General features: G+C 59.9%; 18 protein-coding genes. 12 read left to right on the top strand and 6 right to left on the bottom strand.

Translation table 11 applies throughout. The features are described from left to right. Positions 1-122 precede the first annotated feature (122 nt). The 5 genes from AC1Q8Q_RS24090 to purM all read right to left on the bottom strand — a co-directional run bounded on the left by AC1Q8Q_RS24090 (position 123) and on the right by purM (position 4,019). Positions 123-983 carry a pirin family protein gene (locus AC1Q8Q_RS24090; RefSeq protein WP_151141012.1) on the bottom strand — a complete coding sequence of 287 codons (861 nt, stop codon included), beginning with the start codon at positions 981-983 and terminating at the stop codon, positions 123-125. Between the two features lie 62 nt (positions 984-1,045). Beyond that, the gene (locus tag AC1Q8Q_RS24095) at positions 1,046-1,462 is read right to left on the bottom strand and encodes an OsmC family protein (RefSeq protein ID WP_033044272.1); all 417 of its coding nucleotides are present in this window, start codon (positions 1,460-1,462) and stop codon (positions 1,046-1,048) included. Between the two features lie 126 nt (positions 1,463-1,588). After that, positions 1,589-2,302 carry a DUF3108 domain-containing protein gene (locus AC1Q8Q_RS24100; RefSeq protein ID WP_020799791.1) on the bottom strand — a complete coding sequence of 238 codons (714 nt, stop codon included), beginning with the start codon at positions 2,300-2,302 and terminating at the stop codon, positions 1,589-1,591. 8 nt (positions 2,303-2,310) lie between these two features. Then, a complete protein-coding gene (gene purN, locus AC1Q8Q_RS24105; protein WP_033044271.1) occupies positions 2,311-2,961 on the bottom strand; it encodes a phosphoribosylglycinamide formyltransferase in 651 nt (216 codons plus the stop codon). Then, entirely contained in the window at positions 2,961-4,019 is a 1,059-nt protein-coding gene (gene purM, locus AC1Q8Q_RS24110) for a phosphoribosylformylglycinamidine cyclo-ligase (protein WP_033044269.1), read from the bottom strand. The genes purN and purM overlap by 1 nt, the downstream gene beginning before the upstream one ends. A gap of 385 nt (positions 4,020-4,404) precedes the next feature. On the opposite strand from purM, the gene AC1Q8Q_RS24115 reads away from it, so the two are divergent. From AC1Q8Q_RS24115 to AC1Q8Q_RS24145, 7 genes are all read left to right on the top strand, one after another. Beyond that, positions 4,405-5,472, top strand: a complete 1,068-nt coding sequence (locus AC1Q8Q_RS24115; protein WP_168757470.1) for a DUF2066 domain-containing protein — start codon at positions 4,405-4,407, stop codon at positions 5,470-5,472. A gap of 37 nt (positions 5,473-5,509) precedes the next feature. Beyond that, entirely contained in the window at positions 5,510-6,583 is a 1,074-nt protein-coding gene (locus AC1Q8Q_RS24120; protein WP_168757471.1) for an AI-2E family transporter, read from the top strand. 197 nt (positions 6,584-6,780) lie between these two features. Continuing rightward, complete coding sequence (gene hda, locus AC1Q8Q_RS24125) at positions 6,781-7,485, top strand: DnaA regulatory inactivator Hda (protein WP_008063324.1); 705 nt, start codon at positions 6,781-6,783, stop codon at positions 7,483-7,485. Positions 7,486-7,711: 226 nt separating this feature from the next. Further along, a complete protein-coding gene (locus tag AC1Q8Q_RS24130; protein WP_042955704.1) occupies positions 7,712-8,359 on the top strand; it encodes a C40 family peptidase in 648 nt (215 codons plus the stop codon). A gap of 165 nt (positions 8,360-8,524) precedes the next feature. After that, positions 8,525-9,061, top strand: coding sequence for a C40 family peptidase (locus AC1Q8Q_RS24135; RefSeq protein WP_020799785.1), 537 nt, complete (start codon positions 8,525-8,527; stop codon positions 9,059-9,061). A gap of 18 nt (positions 9,062-9,079) precedes the next feature. Then, positions 9,080-9,733 carry an O-methyltransferase gene (locus AC1Q8Q_RS24140; protein WP_020799784.1) on the top strand — a complete coding sequence of 218 codons (654 nt, stop codon included), beginning with the start codon at positions 9,080-9,082 and terminating at the stop codon, positions 9,731-9,733. A gap of 814 nt (positions 9,734-10,547) precedes the next feature. Beyond that, on the top strand, positions 10,548-10,997 hold the full coding sequence (locus AC1Q8Q_RS24145; protein WP_020798423.1) for a cupin domain-containing protein: 450 nt from the start codon (positions 10,548-10,550) through the stop codon (positions 10,995-10,997). A gap of 6 nt (positions 10,998-11,003) precedes the next feature. On the opposite strand, the gene AC1Q8Q_RS24150 is transcribed toward AC1Q8Q_RS24145, so the two are convergent. After that, complete coding sequence (locus AC1Q8Q_RS24150; protein WP_492615578.1) at positions 11,004-12,416, bottom strand: MFS transporter; 1,413 nt, start codon at positions 12,414-12,416, stop codon at positions 11,004-11,006. A 132-nt stretch (positions 12,417-12,548) separates the two neighbouring features. Between AC1Q8Q_RS24150 and AC1Q8Q_RS24155 the strand changes: the two genes are divergently transcribed. From AC1Q8Q_RS24155 to AC1Q8Q_RS24175, 5 genes are all read left to right on the top strand, one after another. Next, positions 12,549-13,442 (top strand): LysR family transcriptional regulator, encoded by an 894-nt coding sequence (locus tag AC1Q8Q_RS24155; protein ID WP_454866078.1) that lies wholly within the window; start codon positions 12,549-12,551, stop codon positions 13,440-13,442. Positions 13,443-13,954: 512 nt separating this feature from the next. Next, positions 13,955-15,352 (top strand): TackOD1 domain-containing metal-binding protein, encoded by a 1,398-nt coding sequence (locus tag AC1Q8Q_RS24160; RefSeq protein WP_492615579.1) that lies wholly within the window; start codon positions 13,955-13,957, stop codon positions 15,350-15,352. Then, the gene (locus tag AC1Q8Q_RS24165; protein ID WP_033039616.1) at positions 15,349-16,677 is read left to right on the top strand and encodes a glycosyltransferase family 2 protein; all 1,329 of its coding nucleotides are present in this window, start codon (positions 15,349-15,351) and stop codon (positions 16,675-16,677) included. The genes AC1Q8Q_RS24160 and AC1Q8Q_RS24165 overlap by 4 nt, the downstream gene beginning before the upstream one ends. Position 16,678: 1 nt before the next feature. Further along, positions 16,679-17,521, top strand: coding sequence for a hypothetical protein (locus AC1Q8Q_RS24170; protein ID WP_020798428.1), 843 nt, complete (start codon positions 16,679-16,681; stop codon positions 17,519-17,521). A gap of 6 nt (positions 17,522-17,527) precedes the next feature. Next, positions 17,528-18,652, top strand: coding sequence for an HlyD family secretion protein (locus tag AC1Q8Q_RS24175; protein ID WP_168758313.1), 1,125 nt, complete (start codon positions 17,528-17,530; stop codon positions 18,650-18,652).

Raw genomic sequence — 18,652 nt, forward strand, 5'->3', positions numbered from 1 at the left:
TGCTTCACCTGGTTGGTGTTAGTGCCGGCCTCTTCGCGAGCAAAAGCCCGCTCCCACATTAGAATGCGGTCAACTGTGGGAGCGGGCTTGCTCGCGAAGGCGGTGTAACTGCTAAAAAGAATTTAAGGCAGTTCAATCCTCTCAACTTCCCCCGGCACCGTTGGCCAATCCCCGGCCGCCCAGCGCCGCCGCGCTTCATCGATAGCCGCCGGGTCGCTTGCCACGAAATTCCAGTTGATCCGCCGTGGCCCGTCCAGCGGCGCGCCACCGAACACCACAGCATGACAGTCGCTCTCGGCGAACAATGTCATCTCTTCCCCGGGCGGCAACACCACCAGCGAATGCGGCTCTATCGATTCGCCATCCAATCGCACTTCACCGCTCAACACATACAGCGCGCGCTCTTCATGCTCAGTGGGAATCAGCAAGGTCGTCGCCGTTTGCAGGTGCAGTTCGGCATACAGCGTAGGGGAAAGCACCGGCACTGGCGATTCCAGGCAAAAGCCCGAGCCTGCGATCATGCGGATCTTCACCCCAAGGTTCTCGCTGACTGGCAAGGTGCTCGCCGGGTGATGACTGTAGTGTCCCGGGCCCTGCTCCCGGTCTTTTGGCGACGCCAGCCAGATCTGCAGGCCGTGCATCGTAAAGCCGCTTTCTTTCAGTGCCTGGGGTGTGCGCTCGACATGGGCGATCGCGCTGCCGGCGGTCATCCAGCTGACATCGCCGGCGCTCACCACCTGATCCGAGCCAAGGCTGTCCTTGTGCTGCAGCTGGCCTTCAAAGAGGTAGGTGAGGGTGGACAGGCCGATGTGCGGATGCTGGCGGATGTTCATGCCTTCTCCCGCGGCATAGCGGGTTTGCAGCATGTGGTCGAAAAACACGAAGGGCCCGACATTGCGGCATTTGGCTGACGGCAAAGGGCGAAGAATCGGTTGGCCTTCGACATCTTCGGCGCGGGGGCGGATCACGAGCGGAGTGTTCATGGTGCGTTCCAGGCTGAGCGGGTGATGCGGTCGAGCATAACCCGCTTGCGCAGCCGTTGCCGCTATTGGCTGAACGCGCCTTCGGACAGATGGGTTTCGATGCTGACTTCACTGCTGGTCATCAGCTTGTGTACCGGGCAGCGGTCGGCCACGCGGTGCAGCTCTTCGCGCTGGGCGTCGGTGAGTACACCCTTGAGGGTCAGTTTCACATGCAGGGCATATTTGCCTTTCTGCTCTTCACTGTTGTCGCGTTTGACCTCGACGCCAACCCCCGTCAGCGGAATGTCCTTTTTCTTCGCATACATCTTCAAGGTCAGGGCCTTGCATGCGCCCAGTGCGGCATCGAAGTAATCGTGTGGCTCCGGGGCCGAGCCTTCGCCGCCTGCGGTAACGGGCGCATCGGCAAAGAGTTCGTGATCATCGATCTGTACGGTATGGCGCAAACCTTCGGCGGAGACGGTGTTGACGGTGACAGTCATGGGAACCTCGCAAGCGACGGGAAAGGTCATTCGATCAAAAAAGGCGTTGAAGGTATAGAGCCTTGCTCCGATGGTGCGTTCCAAGAAAAAGCCCCGCAATCGCGAGGCTTTTTCATGTCGGTGGGCTCAGCTACCTTTAACCGGCTTGCCGTTGACCGTGCCGTCCAGGAGCATGATGTTGTACTCCTTGCCGTCGGTCTCGACCTGTTGCAGGCGGACCAGCAGGTAATCCCAATCCTTGGCGAACCACAGGACGGTGATGCGCTTGCTTTGTGTCGGGTCGCGCACGCGCTCGACCTTGATCGCATCGATCTGGCCAGCCTTGGTGTCGACTTTTTCCGCACCCAGCACGCGGAAGTCATAGGTATCGACTTCGCCATCATCGACCACCTGATAGCTCATGCTTTTCTTGCCGGCGGCCACGTCATGCTGCAGCGCCAGCTGGTAGGTGGATTTGTCGAGCATGCCGCGGTTCAGCGGGATATTGACCGCGTCACCACGATCGGTACCGGTAACCTTCTTGGCGGTCCAGTCGAAGTCCAGGTCGGCCTTCTTGGCTTTGCCCAGGCCTCCGCGTTCGAAATGGTAGGACTGTGGCAGCAAGGTGTCCTTGTCGACGGTCAGGGTGCTTTCTTCGGACAGGCTGGCGATCATCATCGACGCCTTGAAGTTGAGCTTCCAGACGCCATTGGCTTGCTTGGTCAGGCTGCGTTCAGCCGTGCCGCTCATGGGCAACTGTTTCCAGTCGGCGGTGTAGCTGGCGGAGAAGGGTTGAAGGTCTGCGGCCTGTGCGAAGGGCAAGGCGAGCAGAGCACAAGCGAAGAGCAGGGCGCGACGCATAAAATCTCCTAGGTTCGAATCAAGTGGCCGCTGGGCGCAAGCAGCTGTCCATCCAGTAAAGCACCTTGTTCACTGAGCGATAGCCGGCCTTCGGCAAACCAGCGTACGGCCATGGGGTAGATCAGGTGTTCCTGTACATGGACTCGCTGCGCCAGGCTCTGCGGCGAGTCGTGCAACTCTACCGGTATTACTGCTTGTACGACCAGTGGTCCGCCATCGAGTTCCTCGGTGACGAAGTGCACGGAGCAGCCGTGTTCGGCGTCCCCGGCCTCCAGCGCGCGCTGATGAGTGTGTAACCCTTTGTATTTGGGTAGCAGCGAGGGATGGATATTGAGCAGGCGACCCGCGTAGTGGCGTACGAAATCAGCGCTGAGAATGCGCATGAATCCGGCCAGTACCACGAGTTTGGGATTGAAGGCGTCGATCAGTTCGATCAGCGCGGCGTCGAAGGCCTCGCGGCCTTCGAAAGCCTTGTGATCCAGGGTACGGGTTTCGATACCCGCGTCCCTGGCGCGTTGCAGGCCATAGGCGTCGGCGCGGTTGGAGATCACCGCAGCGACGCGGACCGGGCTGTCGCCGGTCTGCGTGCTGTCGATCAAGGCCTGCAAGTTACTGCCGGTGCCGGAGAGCAGCACCACAACATCACAGGTGGCTGACATTAATGAGCCTTGAGGTTCTTCAGTTCAACCTGGGCTGCGCCTTCGGCAGCGGTGGCGATCTGACCGATGACCCAAGGCTGCTCGCCGGCTTCACGCAGCACGTTCAGCGCGGTTTCCACGTGCTCTTGAGCGACGCAGATAACCATGCCTACGCCGCAGTTCAGCACGCGGTGCATTTCGTTTTCGTCGACGTTGCCTTTTTCCTGCAGCCAGTCGAACACCGCAGGGCGAGTCCAGCTTGCCACGTCAACCACCGCTTGTGCGCCTTTTGGCAGGACGCGCGGGATGTTGTCCAGCAGGCCGCCACCGGTGATGTGGGCCATGGCCTTGACCGCGCCTGTTTCCTTGATCAGCTTGAGCAGCGGCTTCACGTAGATACGGGTCGGGGCCATCAGCAGGTCGGTCAGCGGCTTGCCGTCGAGTTGGGTGTTCTCGATGTCGGCACCGGATACTTCGATGATCTTGCGGATCAGCGAGTAGCCGTTGGAGTGCGGGCCGGAAGACGGCAGGGCGAGCAGGGCATCGCCAGCAGCGACCTTGGAACCGTCGATGATCTCGGCTTTTTCCACGACGCCAACGCAGAAGCCGGCCAGGTCGTAGTCTTCGCCTTCGTACATGCCAGGCATTTCTGCGGTTTCGCCGCCCACCAGGGAGCAACCGGACAGTTCGCAACCAGCGCCGATGCCAGTCACGACCTGGGTCGCGGTTTCGACGTTGAGCTTGCCGGTGGCGTAGTAGTCGAGGAAGAACAGCGGCTCTGCGCCGCACACCACCAGGTCGTTGACGCACATGGCAACCAGGTCGATGCCGATGCTGTCGTGCTTGTTCAGGTTCAAGGCCAGGCGCAGCTTGGTGCCGACGCCGTCAGTACCGGAAACCAGCACGGGCTGCTTGTAGCCGGCCGGGATTTCGCAGAGGGCGCCAAAACCGCCCAGGCCGCCCATGACTTCCGGGCGCGCAGTGCGCTTGGCGACGCTCTTGATGCGTTCGACCAATGCTTCACCGGCGTCGATGTCTACACCGGCGTCCTTGTAGCTCAGGGAGGGTTGCTTGCTCATGATCCAGGCCTTTAGGGGGGATTTCTGGGTAACGACCGAGTCCAGCGGGACCGCCGACATCGACGAAGGTGATTGCCTCACGCGATATTCGAGGGTGCCCGGCTGTTGCCGGTCTGCGAAGGCGCGCGATTTTATCAGGCTTGAAGGGCAGCGGCCATCCTCACGCCGACGGCAGGGGGCATATCGGCCGAAAAAAACTGCCATTAGTTGGTGTGGATGACATCCTGCTCGCCTGTACGGGGTGTCGTCATTAACCGTCTATCGTTAGCACAGTGCGAAAACTTACCCAGGGCGTGTGAATGTTTTGCGTTCGGCAATGGTCACAGCCTTGCCCGATCGCCTTCATGCGGTCTGTTCCAGCCGCCTTTGTCTTCAGGAATATTCCATGGGTTTTTGTAAATTCTTGTTTGTGGGCTGTTTGTCACTGGTTAGCCTGACCAGCCTGGTAGGCCATGCTGAAACCGTCAAAGGCCTCTATCAAGTGCGCGAACCGGTCAACGGCCAGTCGCCAGAGGAGCGTGAGCAAGCCACGCAGCGAGCGCTCGATACGCTGGTCTTGCGCCTGACCGGCGATCCCAAGGCGCCGCAGAATCCCGGGTTGGCGGCGATTCGCAAAGACCCGCAGCAAATCATCAGCCAATACGGCTTTGAGGCAGGCCCGCCGGAAGTGTTGAAAGTCGATTTCGACCCGGGCACCACCGATCAGGCCCTGCGTCGGGCCGGGTTGGCGATGTGGGGCGCCAATCGGCCGTCGATACTGGGCTGGTGGTTGAACGATTACACCGAGGGTTCGAGCCTGGTGGGCGATGGTCAGGCCGGTGCGACACCCCTGCGTCGCGCCGCGCAGCACCGTGGTTTGCCCCTGCGTCTGCCGCTGGCGGACTTGAACGAACAAATCGTCGGCACCGGGCCGAATCTGGAAAGTGCCGATCCGTCGGCACTGCGCAGCGCGTCACAGCGTTACAATGCCGACGCCTTGCTGGCGGTCCATGCCCGTGAAGAGGGCGGCCAATGGCAAGCCAAGTGGCAATTGTGGCTGGGCGACCAGAAAGAGGCCGGCATCGCCCAAGGCGCCGATCAAGCCGCATTGGCGGACGCGGTAATGCTAGCGGTCAACCAGCGGCTCGCGCCTCGATTTGTCGTAAAGCCTGGGGCCTCGGCCGCGCAGTTGCTGGAGGTCCAGGGCATGAATCTGGAGCGGTATGCGACCCTGGGGCGCCTGTTGGAGCCTTTCGGCGGTCGTCCGCAAAGTGTCGACGGCGACCGGATTCTTTATCGGGTCAATGGCAGTACCGATCAACTGCGAGCGCAATTATCGCTGGCCAGGTTGCAGGAGGTTGCGGGGGAGCCGGCGCCGGTGCCCGCGGCGCCGGTCCAGCCTGTCGCCGGTGGTTCGGTTCCCGCGGTAGCGCCCGCACCGGCACCGACGCCGCAATTGCGTTTCCGCTGGTAGGATTTTCTTTCTTTATATAGAAGCAATGGAGTGGTTCATGGCCGATACGCGGCGTTGGTTCTGGTTGGGTGGAGTGCTCTTGCTCTGCGCGTTTGTCTGGCTGTTGCACCCGATCCTCACGCCGTTCCTGGTGGCGTTGTTGTTGGCCTATCTGTTTGACCCCCTGGTGGATCGGCTGGAAAACGCCGGACTGTCCCGGACCTGGGGCGTGATTGCGGTATTTGCGTTGTTCACCCTGATCTTCACCACGCTGTTGCTGGTGTTGGTGCCGATGCTCGCCAAGCAGTTGTTTCGCTTGTATGAACTGGCGCCGCAGATGCTCGATTGGCTGCAGCACACTGCATTGCCCTGGGCGCAATCGAAGTTCGGCCTGTCGGAGGGCTTCTGGAAGTTCGACAAACTCAAGGCCGCGATCAGCGAGCACATGGGGCAGACGACCGACATCGTTGGCGTGGTGTTGAGCCAGGCGACGGCATCTGGTTTGGCGTTGATCGGCTGGCTGGCGAACCTGGTGTTGATTCCGGTGGTGAGTTTCTACTTGCTGCGGGACTGGGACCTGATGATGGCCAAGATCCGCAGCCTGCTGCCGCGCGATCGCGAAGAGCGCGCAGTGGCGCTGGCCGCGGAGTGCCATGAAGTGCTTGGTGCCTTCGTCCGCGGGCAATTGCTGGTGATGGTCGCGTTGGGTGTGATCTACGCCGCGGGTCTAATGCTGGTGGGCCTGGAGTTGGGCTTGTTGATCGGGATGATTGCCGGTCTGGCGGCGATTGTGCCGTACATGGGCTTTATCATTGGCATTGGTGCGGCGCTGATTGCCGGGCTGTTCCAGTTTGGCGGCGATCTGTACCCCATGATGGGTATTGTCGCGGTGTTCATGGTCGGTCAGGCGCTCGAGGGCATGGTGCTCACGCCCTTGTTGGTGGGGGACCGCATCGGCCTGCACCCGGTGGCAGTGATCTTCGCCATTCTGGCCGGGGGCGAACTGTTTGGTTTCACCGGTGTGTTGCTGGCGCTGCCCGTGGCGGCGGTGATCATGGTGCTGTTGCGCCATGTGCATGATTTGTATAAGGATTCTGGTATGTACAGTGGTGTGGACGAACCACAGCAGTAGAAGGGGTCGCGGGCAGCCCGGATTGACGCCCGGTGGCTGCCCATGGCGCCAGAGAATCTGTCATAAAACCGGTGCGCTAACGCAAACCTTTGATTTTGCTTGTGGTCTGTCGCATTGTGCGGTCGGCTTCACGGGTATAAACTTCGCAAACTTTACACAGAGGCCACTAACGGTTCCTTTGGAACTGTTCAGTCAGCATGAAACCGATTCAGCTGCCCCTAGGTGTGCGTCTGCGTGACGACGCCACCTTCATCAACTACTACCCAGGCGCCAATGCCGCTGCACTCGGCTATGTCGAGCGGCTGTGCGAAGCCGACGCCGGCTGGACCGAAAGCCTGATCTACCTGTGGGGCAAGCATGGGGTAGGGCGTACGCATCTGTTGCAGGCCGCGTGCCTGCGCTTCGAACAGATGGGTGAACCAGCGGTGTACCTGCCGCTGGCCGAGCTGATGGATCGCGGCATCGAGATTCTCGACAACCTCGAGCAATACGAGCTGGTCTGCCTGGATGACTTGCAGGCGGTGGCGGGCAAGGCTGACTGGGAAGAAGCGTTGTTCCACCTGTTCAACCGCCTGCGTGACAGTGGTCGGCGCCTGTTGATTGCCGCGTCGACTTCGCCACGCGAGCTGCCGGTAAAGCTGGCGGACCTCAAGTCGCGCCTGACCCTGGCGCTGATATTCCAGATGCGCCCACTCTCCGACGAAGACAAGTTGCGCGCCCTGCAGTTGCGTGCATCTCGCCGCGGCCTGCACCTCACCGACGAGGTCGGGCACTTCATCCTGACCCGCGGTACCCGCAGCATGAGTGCGTTGTTCGAACTGCTTGAGCAACTCGACCAGGCCTCTCTTCAAGCGCAGCGCAAGCTGACCATCCCGTTCCTGAAAGAAACCCTGGGCTGGTAGCCAGGTCCCGTAAATTCAAGGCTTGCAGCGAATTTCGACAGATTCAAGGCGTCAGAAAATCCGCTTTCCTGATGGGGGCAGGCTGCGCAAGTGTCTGGAATGGGCTTTAGCGCTTAGATGTAATCGGGAAACCAAGAAGTCACAAAAAGTTCGATTGAATTTGCAAATGAGGATGATAGAAGGCATAGTCTCGGCTCTTGAAAACCATTCAGCCACGGTCGTGCCCATGCTAAATCGCTTTGCACCCCTCGTGCCCCTCGCACTCGTTACCCTGTTGTTCGGTTGCGCTGCCCACACGCCAGTGTCCGAGCAAGCGCAACAACAGCAGGTTCAACATTCCGGTTCCGCCCAGTCTTCCGCTCTCTATAAGCAAGCGTTTGAACTCGAAGAAGCGGCTACTGAAAAAGAACTGGCCAGCTTCGCCGATGGTAAGTCGTACCAGCTTCCGGTTCTGGCCGACAGCATCCTCGAACGCGGCATGTCCCTGATCGGTACCCGTTACCGTTTCGGCGGTACCTCCGAAGCCGGTTTCGATTGCAGCGGTTTTATCGGTTATCTGTTCCGTGAAGAAGCGGGCATGAACCTGCCACGCTCCACTCGCGAAATGATCAACGTTGATGCGCCGCTGGTATCGCGCAGTAAACTTGAGCCAGGTGACCTGCTGTTCTTCGCCACCAACGGTCGTCGCGGTCGCGTCAGTCATGCCGGGATCTACCTGGGTGACAATCAGTTCATTCACTCCAGCAGCCGCAAAAGCGGTGGTGTGCGCATCGACAACCTCGGTGATAGCTACTGGAGCAAGACCTTCATCGAAGCCAAGCGAGCACTCGCCATGGCTCCTGCAGCGGCGCCAATCGTCACTGCCCGCAAGTAAGCGCACATTTCGTAAGGCGAACTTAAAGTCTTACTTGAAGTTTGCCTGATAAGCGCTAAAATTCTGATTCATGAATGATGGCAAACCGCCTGCGTGATCCGCAGGCGGTTTTCTTTTCTGCGCTCCCGCAGAAATTAGCCGCAGCCTGATCAGGATGCTCTGCTTATGACGATGTCGGCCCGCCTTGCAATCATGTTGTTCGCAGCGCTGCTCAGTGCCTGTGCAAGCCGTACACCGCCGCCTGCGCCGGTGGTTCGCGCGCCCATCGTGTTCAATTCCTCCCAGGACTTTTCGCCTGAAGCGCAAGACGTGCTGTTTCGCGCGTTGGGGCTGGTCGGCACGCCTTATCGCTGGGGCGGTAACACGCCGGACTCCGGATTTGATTGCAGTGGCCTGATTGGCTACGTCTACCGTGACATGGCCGGTATTTCCCTGCCCCGTACCACCCGCGAAATGATCTCCATGCAAGCGGCCAATGTCGGCAAGGAAGGCCTGCAAACCGGTGACCTGATTTTCTTCGCCACCAACGGTGGTTCCCAGGTCAGCCATGCCGGCATCTACGTTGGCGAGGGCCGTTTCGTGCATGCGCCGGCTACCGGTGGCACGGTCAAGCTCGACAGCTTGTCCAAGGCTTATTGGCAAAGAGCCTACCTGAGTGCCAAGCGCGTCCTGCAACCCGAGCATTTGGCGCGCAACCCGTAACCGCCAGAGGGTGTTGTCATGACTGCCCGCACGCTCAATCTCGACGATTCGCTCTATCAGTACCTGCTCGACGTCTCCCTGCGCGAAACCCCGCTGCTCAAGCGCTTGCGCGATGAAACCCAGGCGCTGCCCATGGCGCGCTGGCAGGTGGCGCCGGAACAGGGGCAGTTTCTTGCGTTGCTGGTGAAGCTCACCGGTGCGAGGCGTGTGCTGGAAGTCGGCACGTTCACCGGTTACAGCGCCCTGTGCATGGCAGCGGCATTGCCGACTGACGGTTCGCTGATTTGCTGTGACATTCCCGGGGATTACAACGCCATCGCGCACCGCTATTGGCAGGAGGCCGGCCTGTCCGGGCGAATCGATCTGCGGCTGGCGCCTGCGCTGGAAACCCTGGGCGCGCTGGATCAGCCAGGCCAGTTTGATTTGATTTTCATCGATGCCGACAAGGCCAACTATCCGGCGTACCTGGAGCAGGCGCTTCGTCTGTTGCGCAACGGTGGACTGGCGGTGTTCGATAACACCCTGTGGAGTGGCCGGGTGCTTGAGGACAACCCCGAGAGCGCCGATACCCGCGCCATCCAGGCGCTGAATCGCGCCCTGAAGGATGACGCGCGGGTGGATCTGTCGCTGTTGCCGCTGGGGGATGGGCTTACCCTTTGCCGCAAGCGCTGATCTCTCGCGTTTGTACCCGATCCAAACTGTAGGAGCTGGCTTGCCGGCGATGGCGGTCTGACAGCCGGCCTATGTTTTGTTGACTGTGTACATATCCATTCCTGCGGTAACGGCCACCTAGGGTTTCGCCCTTACGGCGAGTCACTTGGAAGAGCCTGTAGGAGCGAGCATGCTCCGGGCGGCGTTCCGACGATGGTCGTCAACGATGACGAGGGCTATCTGAATGCCCGTGTTGTTCTGGCGTTTTTCGCGAGCATGCTCGCTCCTACAGGGCCCGCCGCGATGGGCCATCCATGGCCCAGCGTGGCTAAACCGGCATCCATGCCGGTTTAGCCACTGCGCAGAACCTCCACTCGGCCTCTCGAGGGGGCAAGAAAATCAAAAGCCAAAGCAACAGCAACATCGAGGCGGCCTTAAAGCCGACCTGATTGCAGATCTGTCCGCGATTCCATTGTGGGAGCGAGCCTGCTCGCGATGGACTTCCAGACAACGCATTCATCCAGACAGGCCGCGTCATCGTTGACCTCCATCGCGACGGTGCGACGATTCGACATGCTCGCTCCAGCCCGGGCGGCGTGCCGCTTTTCAAAGTGACCCGCTGTAATAGCGGAACCCTAAGTGGCCGTTACCGTAGCGCTGGATCTACACCCCAAGTTCCCGATCATCCGCAAGACGTATCGCAACGTATCCGCCATTCACAAAGCTACAGTCACATACAAAAACCGGGGTGACAGGACACGAAGGCGTTACACGGCGAGTGCGTAATGCAACCGCCCCCTAACGGCTTTTACCTAACGCACACCGGAGAATCAGCATGTCCCGAACCCCCACCCGCTACGCGGCAGGCCTGCTCGGCGTTGCTCTCGTCACTGCAACATTGACCGCTTTCACCGGCCTTGCCCAAGCCCAGGAGGCGGGCCAGCCGCCGGCGAAAAACTGGCAGGCCGGCCTCAAGCGCACGGACCTGGTGCGCCGTGACCTGGATGTCGCCGGGCGCGAAGTCATCCAGGTGCGCGTTGATTTCGACCCGGGCGTGGTGTCGCCGAAACACTCCCACCCCGGGGTGGAAGTTGCCTACGTCATCGACGGCACCTTCGAGTATCAACTCGAAGGGCAACCGGCCGTTACGCTCAAGGCCGGTGACTCCTTGTACATCCCCGCCGGCACCGCCCATGTGGCCAAGAATGTCGGCCAGGGCAAGGCGTCGGAACTGGCGACCTACATCGTCAAGAAGGACACACCGCTGGTGGTACTGGAGCAGTAATCGCGTTTACCGCCCGTTAGCCTGCCTGCGCCATGCGATCAGGCAGGCGACGACGATCAGCCCCAGCGCGACCAGAAACGTCGTGCGCAGGCCGCTGGCGATGGCCTGCGGATGCGCGGTGCCGATGTCGACCGCCCTTGAGGCCAAGGCGAACACGGCGCTCAAGGCCGAGGCCCCGGTGACCAGCCCCAGGTTGCGCGAAAGGTTGAGCAGGCCAGACACTACACCGCGTTGATCAGGCGCAACGTCGAGCATCACGGCGGTGTTGTTGGCGGTCTGGAACACCGCATAGCCCAGGGTGAGGACGACCATGGGGGCGAGGTAGCCGCCCACGCCGAACGACTCGGGCACGAGCGACAACATCAAGCAGCCCAGCGCCATGCCCAAGAGCCCGGCGAGGGTCATGCCAGGGGCTCCGCAACGGTCGACGATGCGCCCGGCGGGCGCGCCGGTCAGCGCGGCGACCAGTGGCCCGACCGACAACACCAGGCCGATCTCCATTGCCGACAACCGCAGGGTCTGTGAAAGGTAGAACGGCCCGACCAGCAGCGTGGCCATCATTACGGTGGTCACCAGCAGGCTCATGGCGAGGCTGCCGCTGAGGCGGCTGTCACGAAACAAGGCCAGGCGCACCAGGGGTGCCGCGACCCGCGATTCAACCCGCACGAACAATCCGAGACCCAGGCAGGCCGCCAGCAGCAGGACGATATTCGGCAGGCCGAAGTGCGCGCGTCCAAGGGTCATGGCCAGGGCATAGGCGGCGAGGCTCAGGGCCAGCAACAGCGTGCCTGCCGGATCGAACCCCGTACGCCCGGATTGCGCCGGGCGATCATCGGGCAAGTAGCGTTGCGCGAGCAGCCATGTCGCCATGCCCAGAGGCACGCTGATGAGGAACATCGAACGCCAGCCGAATTCGCCGATCAGCACACCGCCGAGCGCCGGGCCCAGCGCGGTGCCAATGGCCGACATCGTCCCCAGCAGGCCCATGGCGCCGCCAGTCTTGCCCTTGGCCACCGTTTCGCCGACAAACGCCAGGGTCAACGCCATCATGATTGCCGCGCCCAGGCCTTGCAGCGCCCTGGCAGCGATCAGCAGACCGAGATTGGGCGCCAGTGCGCAGCAGGCCGAAGCCAATGTGAACAGGGCAATGCCGCACAGCAACAGGCGGCGTCGACCGATCAGGTCACCGAATCGACCGACGCTGACGATCAAGGTGGTAATGACCAGCAGGTAGGCGATGACGACCCACTGCACTTGTTGAAAGGACGCGCTGAATGCCTGGGCCAGGGATGGCAGGCCGACGTTGGCGATGCTGGTGCCCAGCGATGACAACAACATCGCCAGCGACAGGCTGGCCAGCGCGCCTTTCACCGACAACGACTGTTGAGTAACTGCGGCGACTGCAGAACCGTCATTCATGATGTTCTCCTCTCTGGTCACTCCCGATTGGAGCTAACAGAAATCTACGCCCGGGCCTAACATGGCGGAAGGCGCACGAATCGCACTTGATACATGCATACAGCGCCACATCAGCCGACCATGGGGCCACGTATGTCCACACCCGATCTCAACTTGCTGACTACCCTTGATGCGCTCCTGGCAGAAGGCAGCGTCGCCCGTGCCGCCAAGCGCCTGCGCCTGAGTCCATCGGCGATGAGCAGGGCCCTGGCGCGACTGCGTGAAACCACTGGCGATCCGCTGCTGGTCAGGGCCGGGCGTGGCCTGGTGCCTACACCGCGTGCGCTGGAGTTGCGCGAGCGGGTCGGTCAGCTTGTGCAGGAGGCAGAAGCGATGCTGCGCCCGGCCGAGCAACCTGACCTCATGCACTTGGTGCGCACATTCACGTTGCGCACCAGCGAAGGCTTTGTCGAAAACTTCGGCGCCGCGCTGATCGCCCGCGTCGCTGAACAAGCGCCGGGCATACGCCTGCGCTTCATGCACAAGCCCGACAAGGACAGCGCTGCACTGCGCGACGGTACGGTCGATCTGGAAACGGGTGTGGTGGGCCAGGCCGCGAGCCCGGAACTGCTTACCCAGGGATTGTTCCGCGATCGTTTCATCGGCGTGGTGCGCACGGGGCACCCGCTGTGCGATGGCGAGATAACGCCCGCGCGTTTTGCCGCGCACGACCACATCAGCGTGTCACGGCGAGGACTGGACAAGGGGGCGATTGACGAAGCCCTGGAACTGCTCGGGTTGCAACGGCACATCGCGACCATGGTCGCCGGCTTCTCGACGGCACTGGCACTTGCCCGATCGAGCGATCTGATTGCCAGTGTGCCCGAGCGGCATACTGCCAATCTGCGGTGCGGTATGCACAGCTTTGCACTGCCATTGTCACTGCCTCCATTTTCCCTGGCCATGATCTGGCATCCCCGACTGAATGCCGATCCAGTGCATCGATGGCTGCGTGGCTGTCTGCGGGAAGTTTGTACTTTTGATTAACTACCGATTCACTTGTATTTACCTGATTTGATATTAAAGTAATGGCTGTATCATTGTTGTAACTGTTTGCGGATATGTTTTGGTTTGGTTATATGTCTCGGCTTCGATGATATAAAAAACTTTGAACTTATAAGATTGTTTGCGGTATTCGTGGATCATAGTGTGTTGGGAAGTTATTCTGAGTAATTGGAAGAGTCTCTCAGTTGCAATTGGGGCGCTTGAAGCTATCAATGTTCGATGCTCACCGGTAGTTTTGATTGTTAGGGCTTTTTCTTAATTACAATGTTTAAATTTTTGATTTAAAACGTTTTTTTGTAATAATTTGTTTGTATTGAAGGCGCCGTCTGTCTCATGAATGCCGCGTCAGAATTTATCGACGAATGGCGACGAATTTTTGGCGCTGGCCGAGTCAAAAAATAACTTGAACAATAAAATCGGACACTTCGCAAATGTGATGCTAGTGTTCCTTCCTCCAATTAACCGCACTTGTCTGTTTGTAGAGGACGTGCGTCATGCCGACTTCAAACCCCAGGGTTGCGATATTCGGTAACAGAGTTCCGAGCCTGAATCTTCCAGAGCTTGAGCACTTTACCGATCTGGGCAGCTTGCTGGCTGCCGAAGCATTTGATGTGGTGTTACTGGACATGCCAGCCGCGTATGCTGGCAAAGTGCTACGAAAATTGCGCACGCTTGCCCCTTACCGCTACACGCTGATTTTCTGCTGCCGTGATCAGGATGGCTGGTGTGAAGCCTTGGGCGATGGCGCGTGTCCCGTCGAGACTAGCGAAATAAAAAGGCTCTGGAGCGTGTGGCAGGAACGCTTCCGGCTGTTCGAACATGGCTCGGCCCCCGAACGTTTCGAAAGCCGGGTGCTTTCCTGGCTGTGGTTGCGCGAAGGCGCTCAGTTGCTTGCCTTACGCGATCCGGAGGTGCCTCAGCACTATCGTTATCCGTTGCTGGACGCCCTGGCAGACAGCGAGCAGGTCAACGCGTTCGTCTGGCTCAGCCTGATGGTGCAACAGGACTGGCTGGAAGAGGGGGTTCTGGTGGATCGCGTCCGGCTCTGTTCGGATTGTGGTTCGGGCCGCCTCAATTACATTGATGTGTGTACCGAATGTCACGCCATGGACATTGCACGGCAACCTTCATTGCATTGTTTTACCTGTGGTCATGTTGGCGCACAGGAGTCATTTCTCAAGGACGGGGTGTTGCTGTGCCCCAACTGTTTGAACCGGCTGCGCCACATTGGTAGCGATTACGACCGCCCGATGGAGAATTATCGTTGCCGGTCGTGTCAGGCGTTTTTTGTCGATGCCGAGGTGCAGGCGCGCTGCCTGGATTGCGGCCTGTCACACACACCCGACAAGTTGCGCATACGGGAAGTCAGGGATCTGCGCCTGTCCGAGGCCGGGCGATTCCGCTGCCGCCAGGAGTTCAGTGAAAAGACGGTTGAGCATTTCGGTCGGCTCAGTCTGTTAGGTGGCAAGGACTTCTATGATTTGCTGACCTGGCAGATGCAGATCGTGCGTCGCCACCCTGTGCCTGAGTTTTCACTGATCGGCCTGCGCTTCGTCAACCTTGCCGGTGCGTTGTCGCACCTGGGCGAACAACGCGGCCATGCCTTTATAGATAGTGTGGCCGATCGATTGCAGGAATCTGTCAGGGAAACGGACCGTTGCTCGCGCAGTACCGAAGAATTCTTCTGGATCATGCTTCCCCATACCGACGAGAAGGGGCTGGAAGTCGTCAAGCGCCGCTTGGGTCGGGTCGCCGAATTGTTTTCAGCGCCGGAGGTCAGCGACATTACCTTGCGTGTCATCAGTATCGCTGCACCCCGGGATCTACTCGATCAAGAAGATGGCGAGCTGTTACTGGCGCGTATGGCCGGTGAGCTGGGTGACACGGCATGAGCCCATTCCTGGAGCAACTCTTGAGTGCACTCAGCGCGCTCGCAGGGCCGGATGGATTGAGCCGCTTGTTCTACATGCTTTTTCCAGCGTTCATCCTGTTCGAACTGCCCATGATCATCATCGTGTTGCTGGGCGTATTGCGTTGGTTCACCCGTCGGCGTACCAGTGTTCCGAAGATCAGTATTTACCGACCCAAGGTCTCTTGCATCATTACCTGCTACAGCGAGGGCATGGACGTTCAGACCACGCTGTTGAGCCTGTGTGAGCAAACCTATGGCGGCCACATCGAGATGATCCCGGTGGTGGATGGCGCCACGGTGAACCAGGCCACACTCAGCGCCGTTCGCAATTTCCATGTAGACCCGCAGTTATACCCCAAGCGCCATTTACGGCCGATCGCCAAATGGCAGAGGGGTGGCAGGGTGTCGTCCCTCAACGCCGGCCTGTCGCTTGCCGGCGGCGAAATCGTGATGGCGCTCGATGGCGATACATCCTTCGACAACAACATGGTCGCTTCCATCGTGCGGCATTTCGAGGACCCTAAGGTGCCTGCGGTAGCCGGTAGCCTGCGTGTGCGCAATGTCTGGGGTTCCTGGGTGACAGCGATGCAGGCGCTGGAGTACCTGCTGTCGATCCATATGTCGAAAATCGGTCTGGCCGAATGGAACCTGGTCAATAACGTTTCCGGGGCCTTTGGCGCGTTCCGTCGCAGTTTCCTGGTGAAAATCGGTGGCTGGAACACGCACACCGCGGAGGATCTGGACCTGACGTTGCGCATCAAGAGTTACTTCAAGCGGCATGACCTGAGGATTCCGTTCGAGCCCGAAGCGGTAGGACATACCGATGCACCGGCGACGCTGAGCCAGTTTCTGATGCAGCGCTTGCGCTGGGATGGCGACCTGTTTTTTCTCTATATCAGAAAGCACAACCACAATATCAGCCCCACATTATTGGGCTGGCCCACCTTTGTGATGATCCTGATCACGGGCTTTTTCTTCCAGTTGGTGCTGCCGTTTGTCATCTTCATTTATACCTTGCTGGCGCTGTTCATCCTGCCGGGCAAGACGCTGTTGTTCCTGTTTGCGCTGATCTACCTGCTGTACCTGTTGATCACCCTGCTGATGTTCGCAGCCATGCTGGTGATGGTCTCCGACCGGCCTCGACAGGACATGGTGCTGGGGTTGCTGGTGCCTCTGTTCCCGATGTTCATGCTGCTCCTGCGGTGCTGGAGCGTCGTGGCCATGCTCAACGAGATGTTTCGTCGCGGCCATGAAGAAAGCTCGATGGCGCCATGGTGGGTGCTTAAACGTGCCACGAGGTTTTGACATGCGATCGATAATTCTGGCCGCGTCGCTGTGGATGCCCACGGTGTTGCTGGCGGTACAACCCATGACGCTTGAAGCGGCACAGGCACAAAAATGGTCCCAGGCCAGTTATGTCTGGGACAGCGAGGTATTGCTCGATCCCGATCATCGCGCGGCAGAATTGACGGCCCTGCGCAGAGCCGGAATGGACAAGATTTATCTTGGCCTCAAGGGCGCGCAGTTGGAGGACCTCGCCACGACGCGCCAGCGCCTTGAGCAATTGCTGCAGGAGGCAGCCGGCGAGGGGCTGCAAGTGAGCCTGTTGCTGGGCGATCCTGAATGGATGAAGCCGCAGGAGCGCCACCAGCTCACCGAGCTGCTGGACAAACTCAAAGGGCTTTCATTCACCAGCCTGCACCTTGACCTGGAGGTCGAGCAGTTGGGCGTGCCTGTGCCTGACCAGCGTTTGAAGGACTTGCTCGATACCTTGCGCGCGGCATCCCGAGAGAGCCCTTGGCCGGTCGAGATTTCCAGCCATCATCGCTGGTTCGCCGAGACCAAGCCCGGACAAACCTGCGTGCCATGCGGGCTTCCCGCCGCCGGTGTGCGCCAGGTCAGCCTGATGATTTACACCCGCAACCCAAAAAACAGCGCTCGGATGGCAGAGCAGATAGCCCGGCGCTGGCCCGAACTGCAATTTCGCCTCGCCCAAAGCACGGAGCCACAACTGGATGCCACGGAATCCTGGGCCGGCGCGTCGACCGAACAGTTGCAACACCAGAGCAGTGTCTGGCGTGAGCAACTGCAACCCCTGGGGATTGCCGGCATCGACTGGCAAGCCTGGCGAGACTTTCCAAAACGGTGAGCCGTCATGAAGATTCGTTTCGATAGTCGTAAAGAACTGCGTCCGACTCAGGAACAGGGTTTGACCGTGCTCTACGCGCCAGGCAAACGCATGGCCTTTCGCGTGCGCTGGTACCTGATCCTGCTGCTGGTCGCCAGCCCGTTGATCTGGCTGGGAGGCAAGCTGGTCTACGGCATGCTGATGATCGACGCGCCGGCACAGTTGCGCCTGCCGATTCTTGAGGTGCGTGCGCGTGATACCGGTCGGGTCGAGCAACTGTTCGTCAAGGCCGGTGATCAGGTCCGGGCTGACCAGCCCCTGGTCAATCTCGACAACCCGGAATGGCGCGCCAGGTTATCGCAACTGGCGGCCATGCCGACCAATACCAAGCCTGCGCGCAATATCAAATTGGGCGGCAGCGAACGGGCATTGCTGCAGACCCGCATAGGCCGCGCCCAGGAACGGGTGAAGGTGCTCGAAGACCTGGTTTATCGAGGTGCTGTGTCTCCCGGTGAAGTGTTGACGGCCAAATCAGAACTCGACGGTTTCAGGGCGGACCTGCTGGCATTCGAGCGCCGTGAACAATTGGCTAACCAGGCGCCGTTGAGCGTTGAGCGCGATGTTATCCAACAGCAGGCCGAGCAACAGTGGTTGAAGACTCGCCTTGCCGCGCTACCGATCAACGCCGCGCAAAGTGGACGCGTGGCGGAAGTACTGGTCAATCCCGGCGAGAACGTTGGTGCTGGCACATTGCTGATGCGCATCGAGCGACTGGAAGACCCGCTGCTGTGGATTTATCTGGAACCGTTGAACATCAGCTACGCCGCGATTGGTCAACCGCTGCGGGTACGCATGCCGGACGGCGAGTGGTTGAGCGCTCATGTGGTCCAGGCAGTCGACAGCGCGGGTCGCACGCCAACAGTATTGCGCGGGCCGTTCGCAGCCAGCGAAATGGGCTTGCAGGTCGCCGCGCGGTTTGATCAGCCGCTGTCGCCTCGTTGGCGCATTGATCAATTGCCGTTGAATGTTCGTTTTCCCACTGATTGGCCACAATTGCTCAGTGACAGCCGTGAGTTCATCAACCAATTAGGGGACTTGATTGCAATGGATCGACCACAAAACCCCAGCACCCGCGTATCGGAGGCTCAATGA

Source organism: Pseudomonas sp. GW823-FHT06B06 (assembly GCF_058795195.1).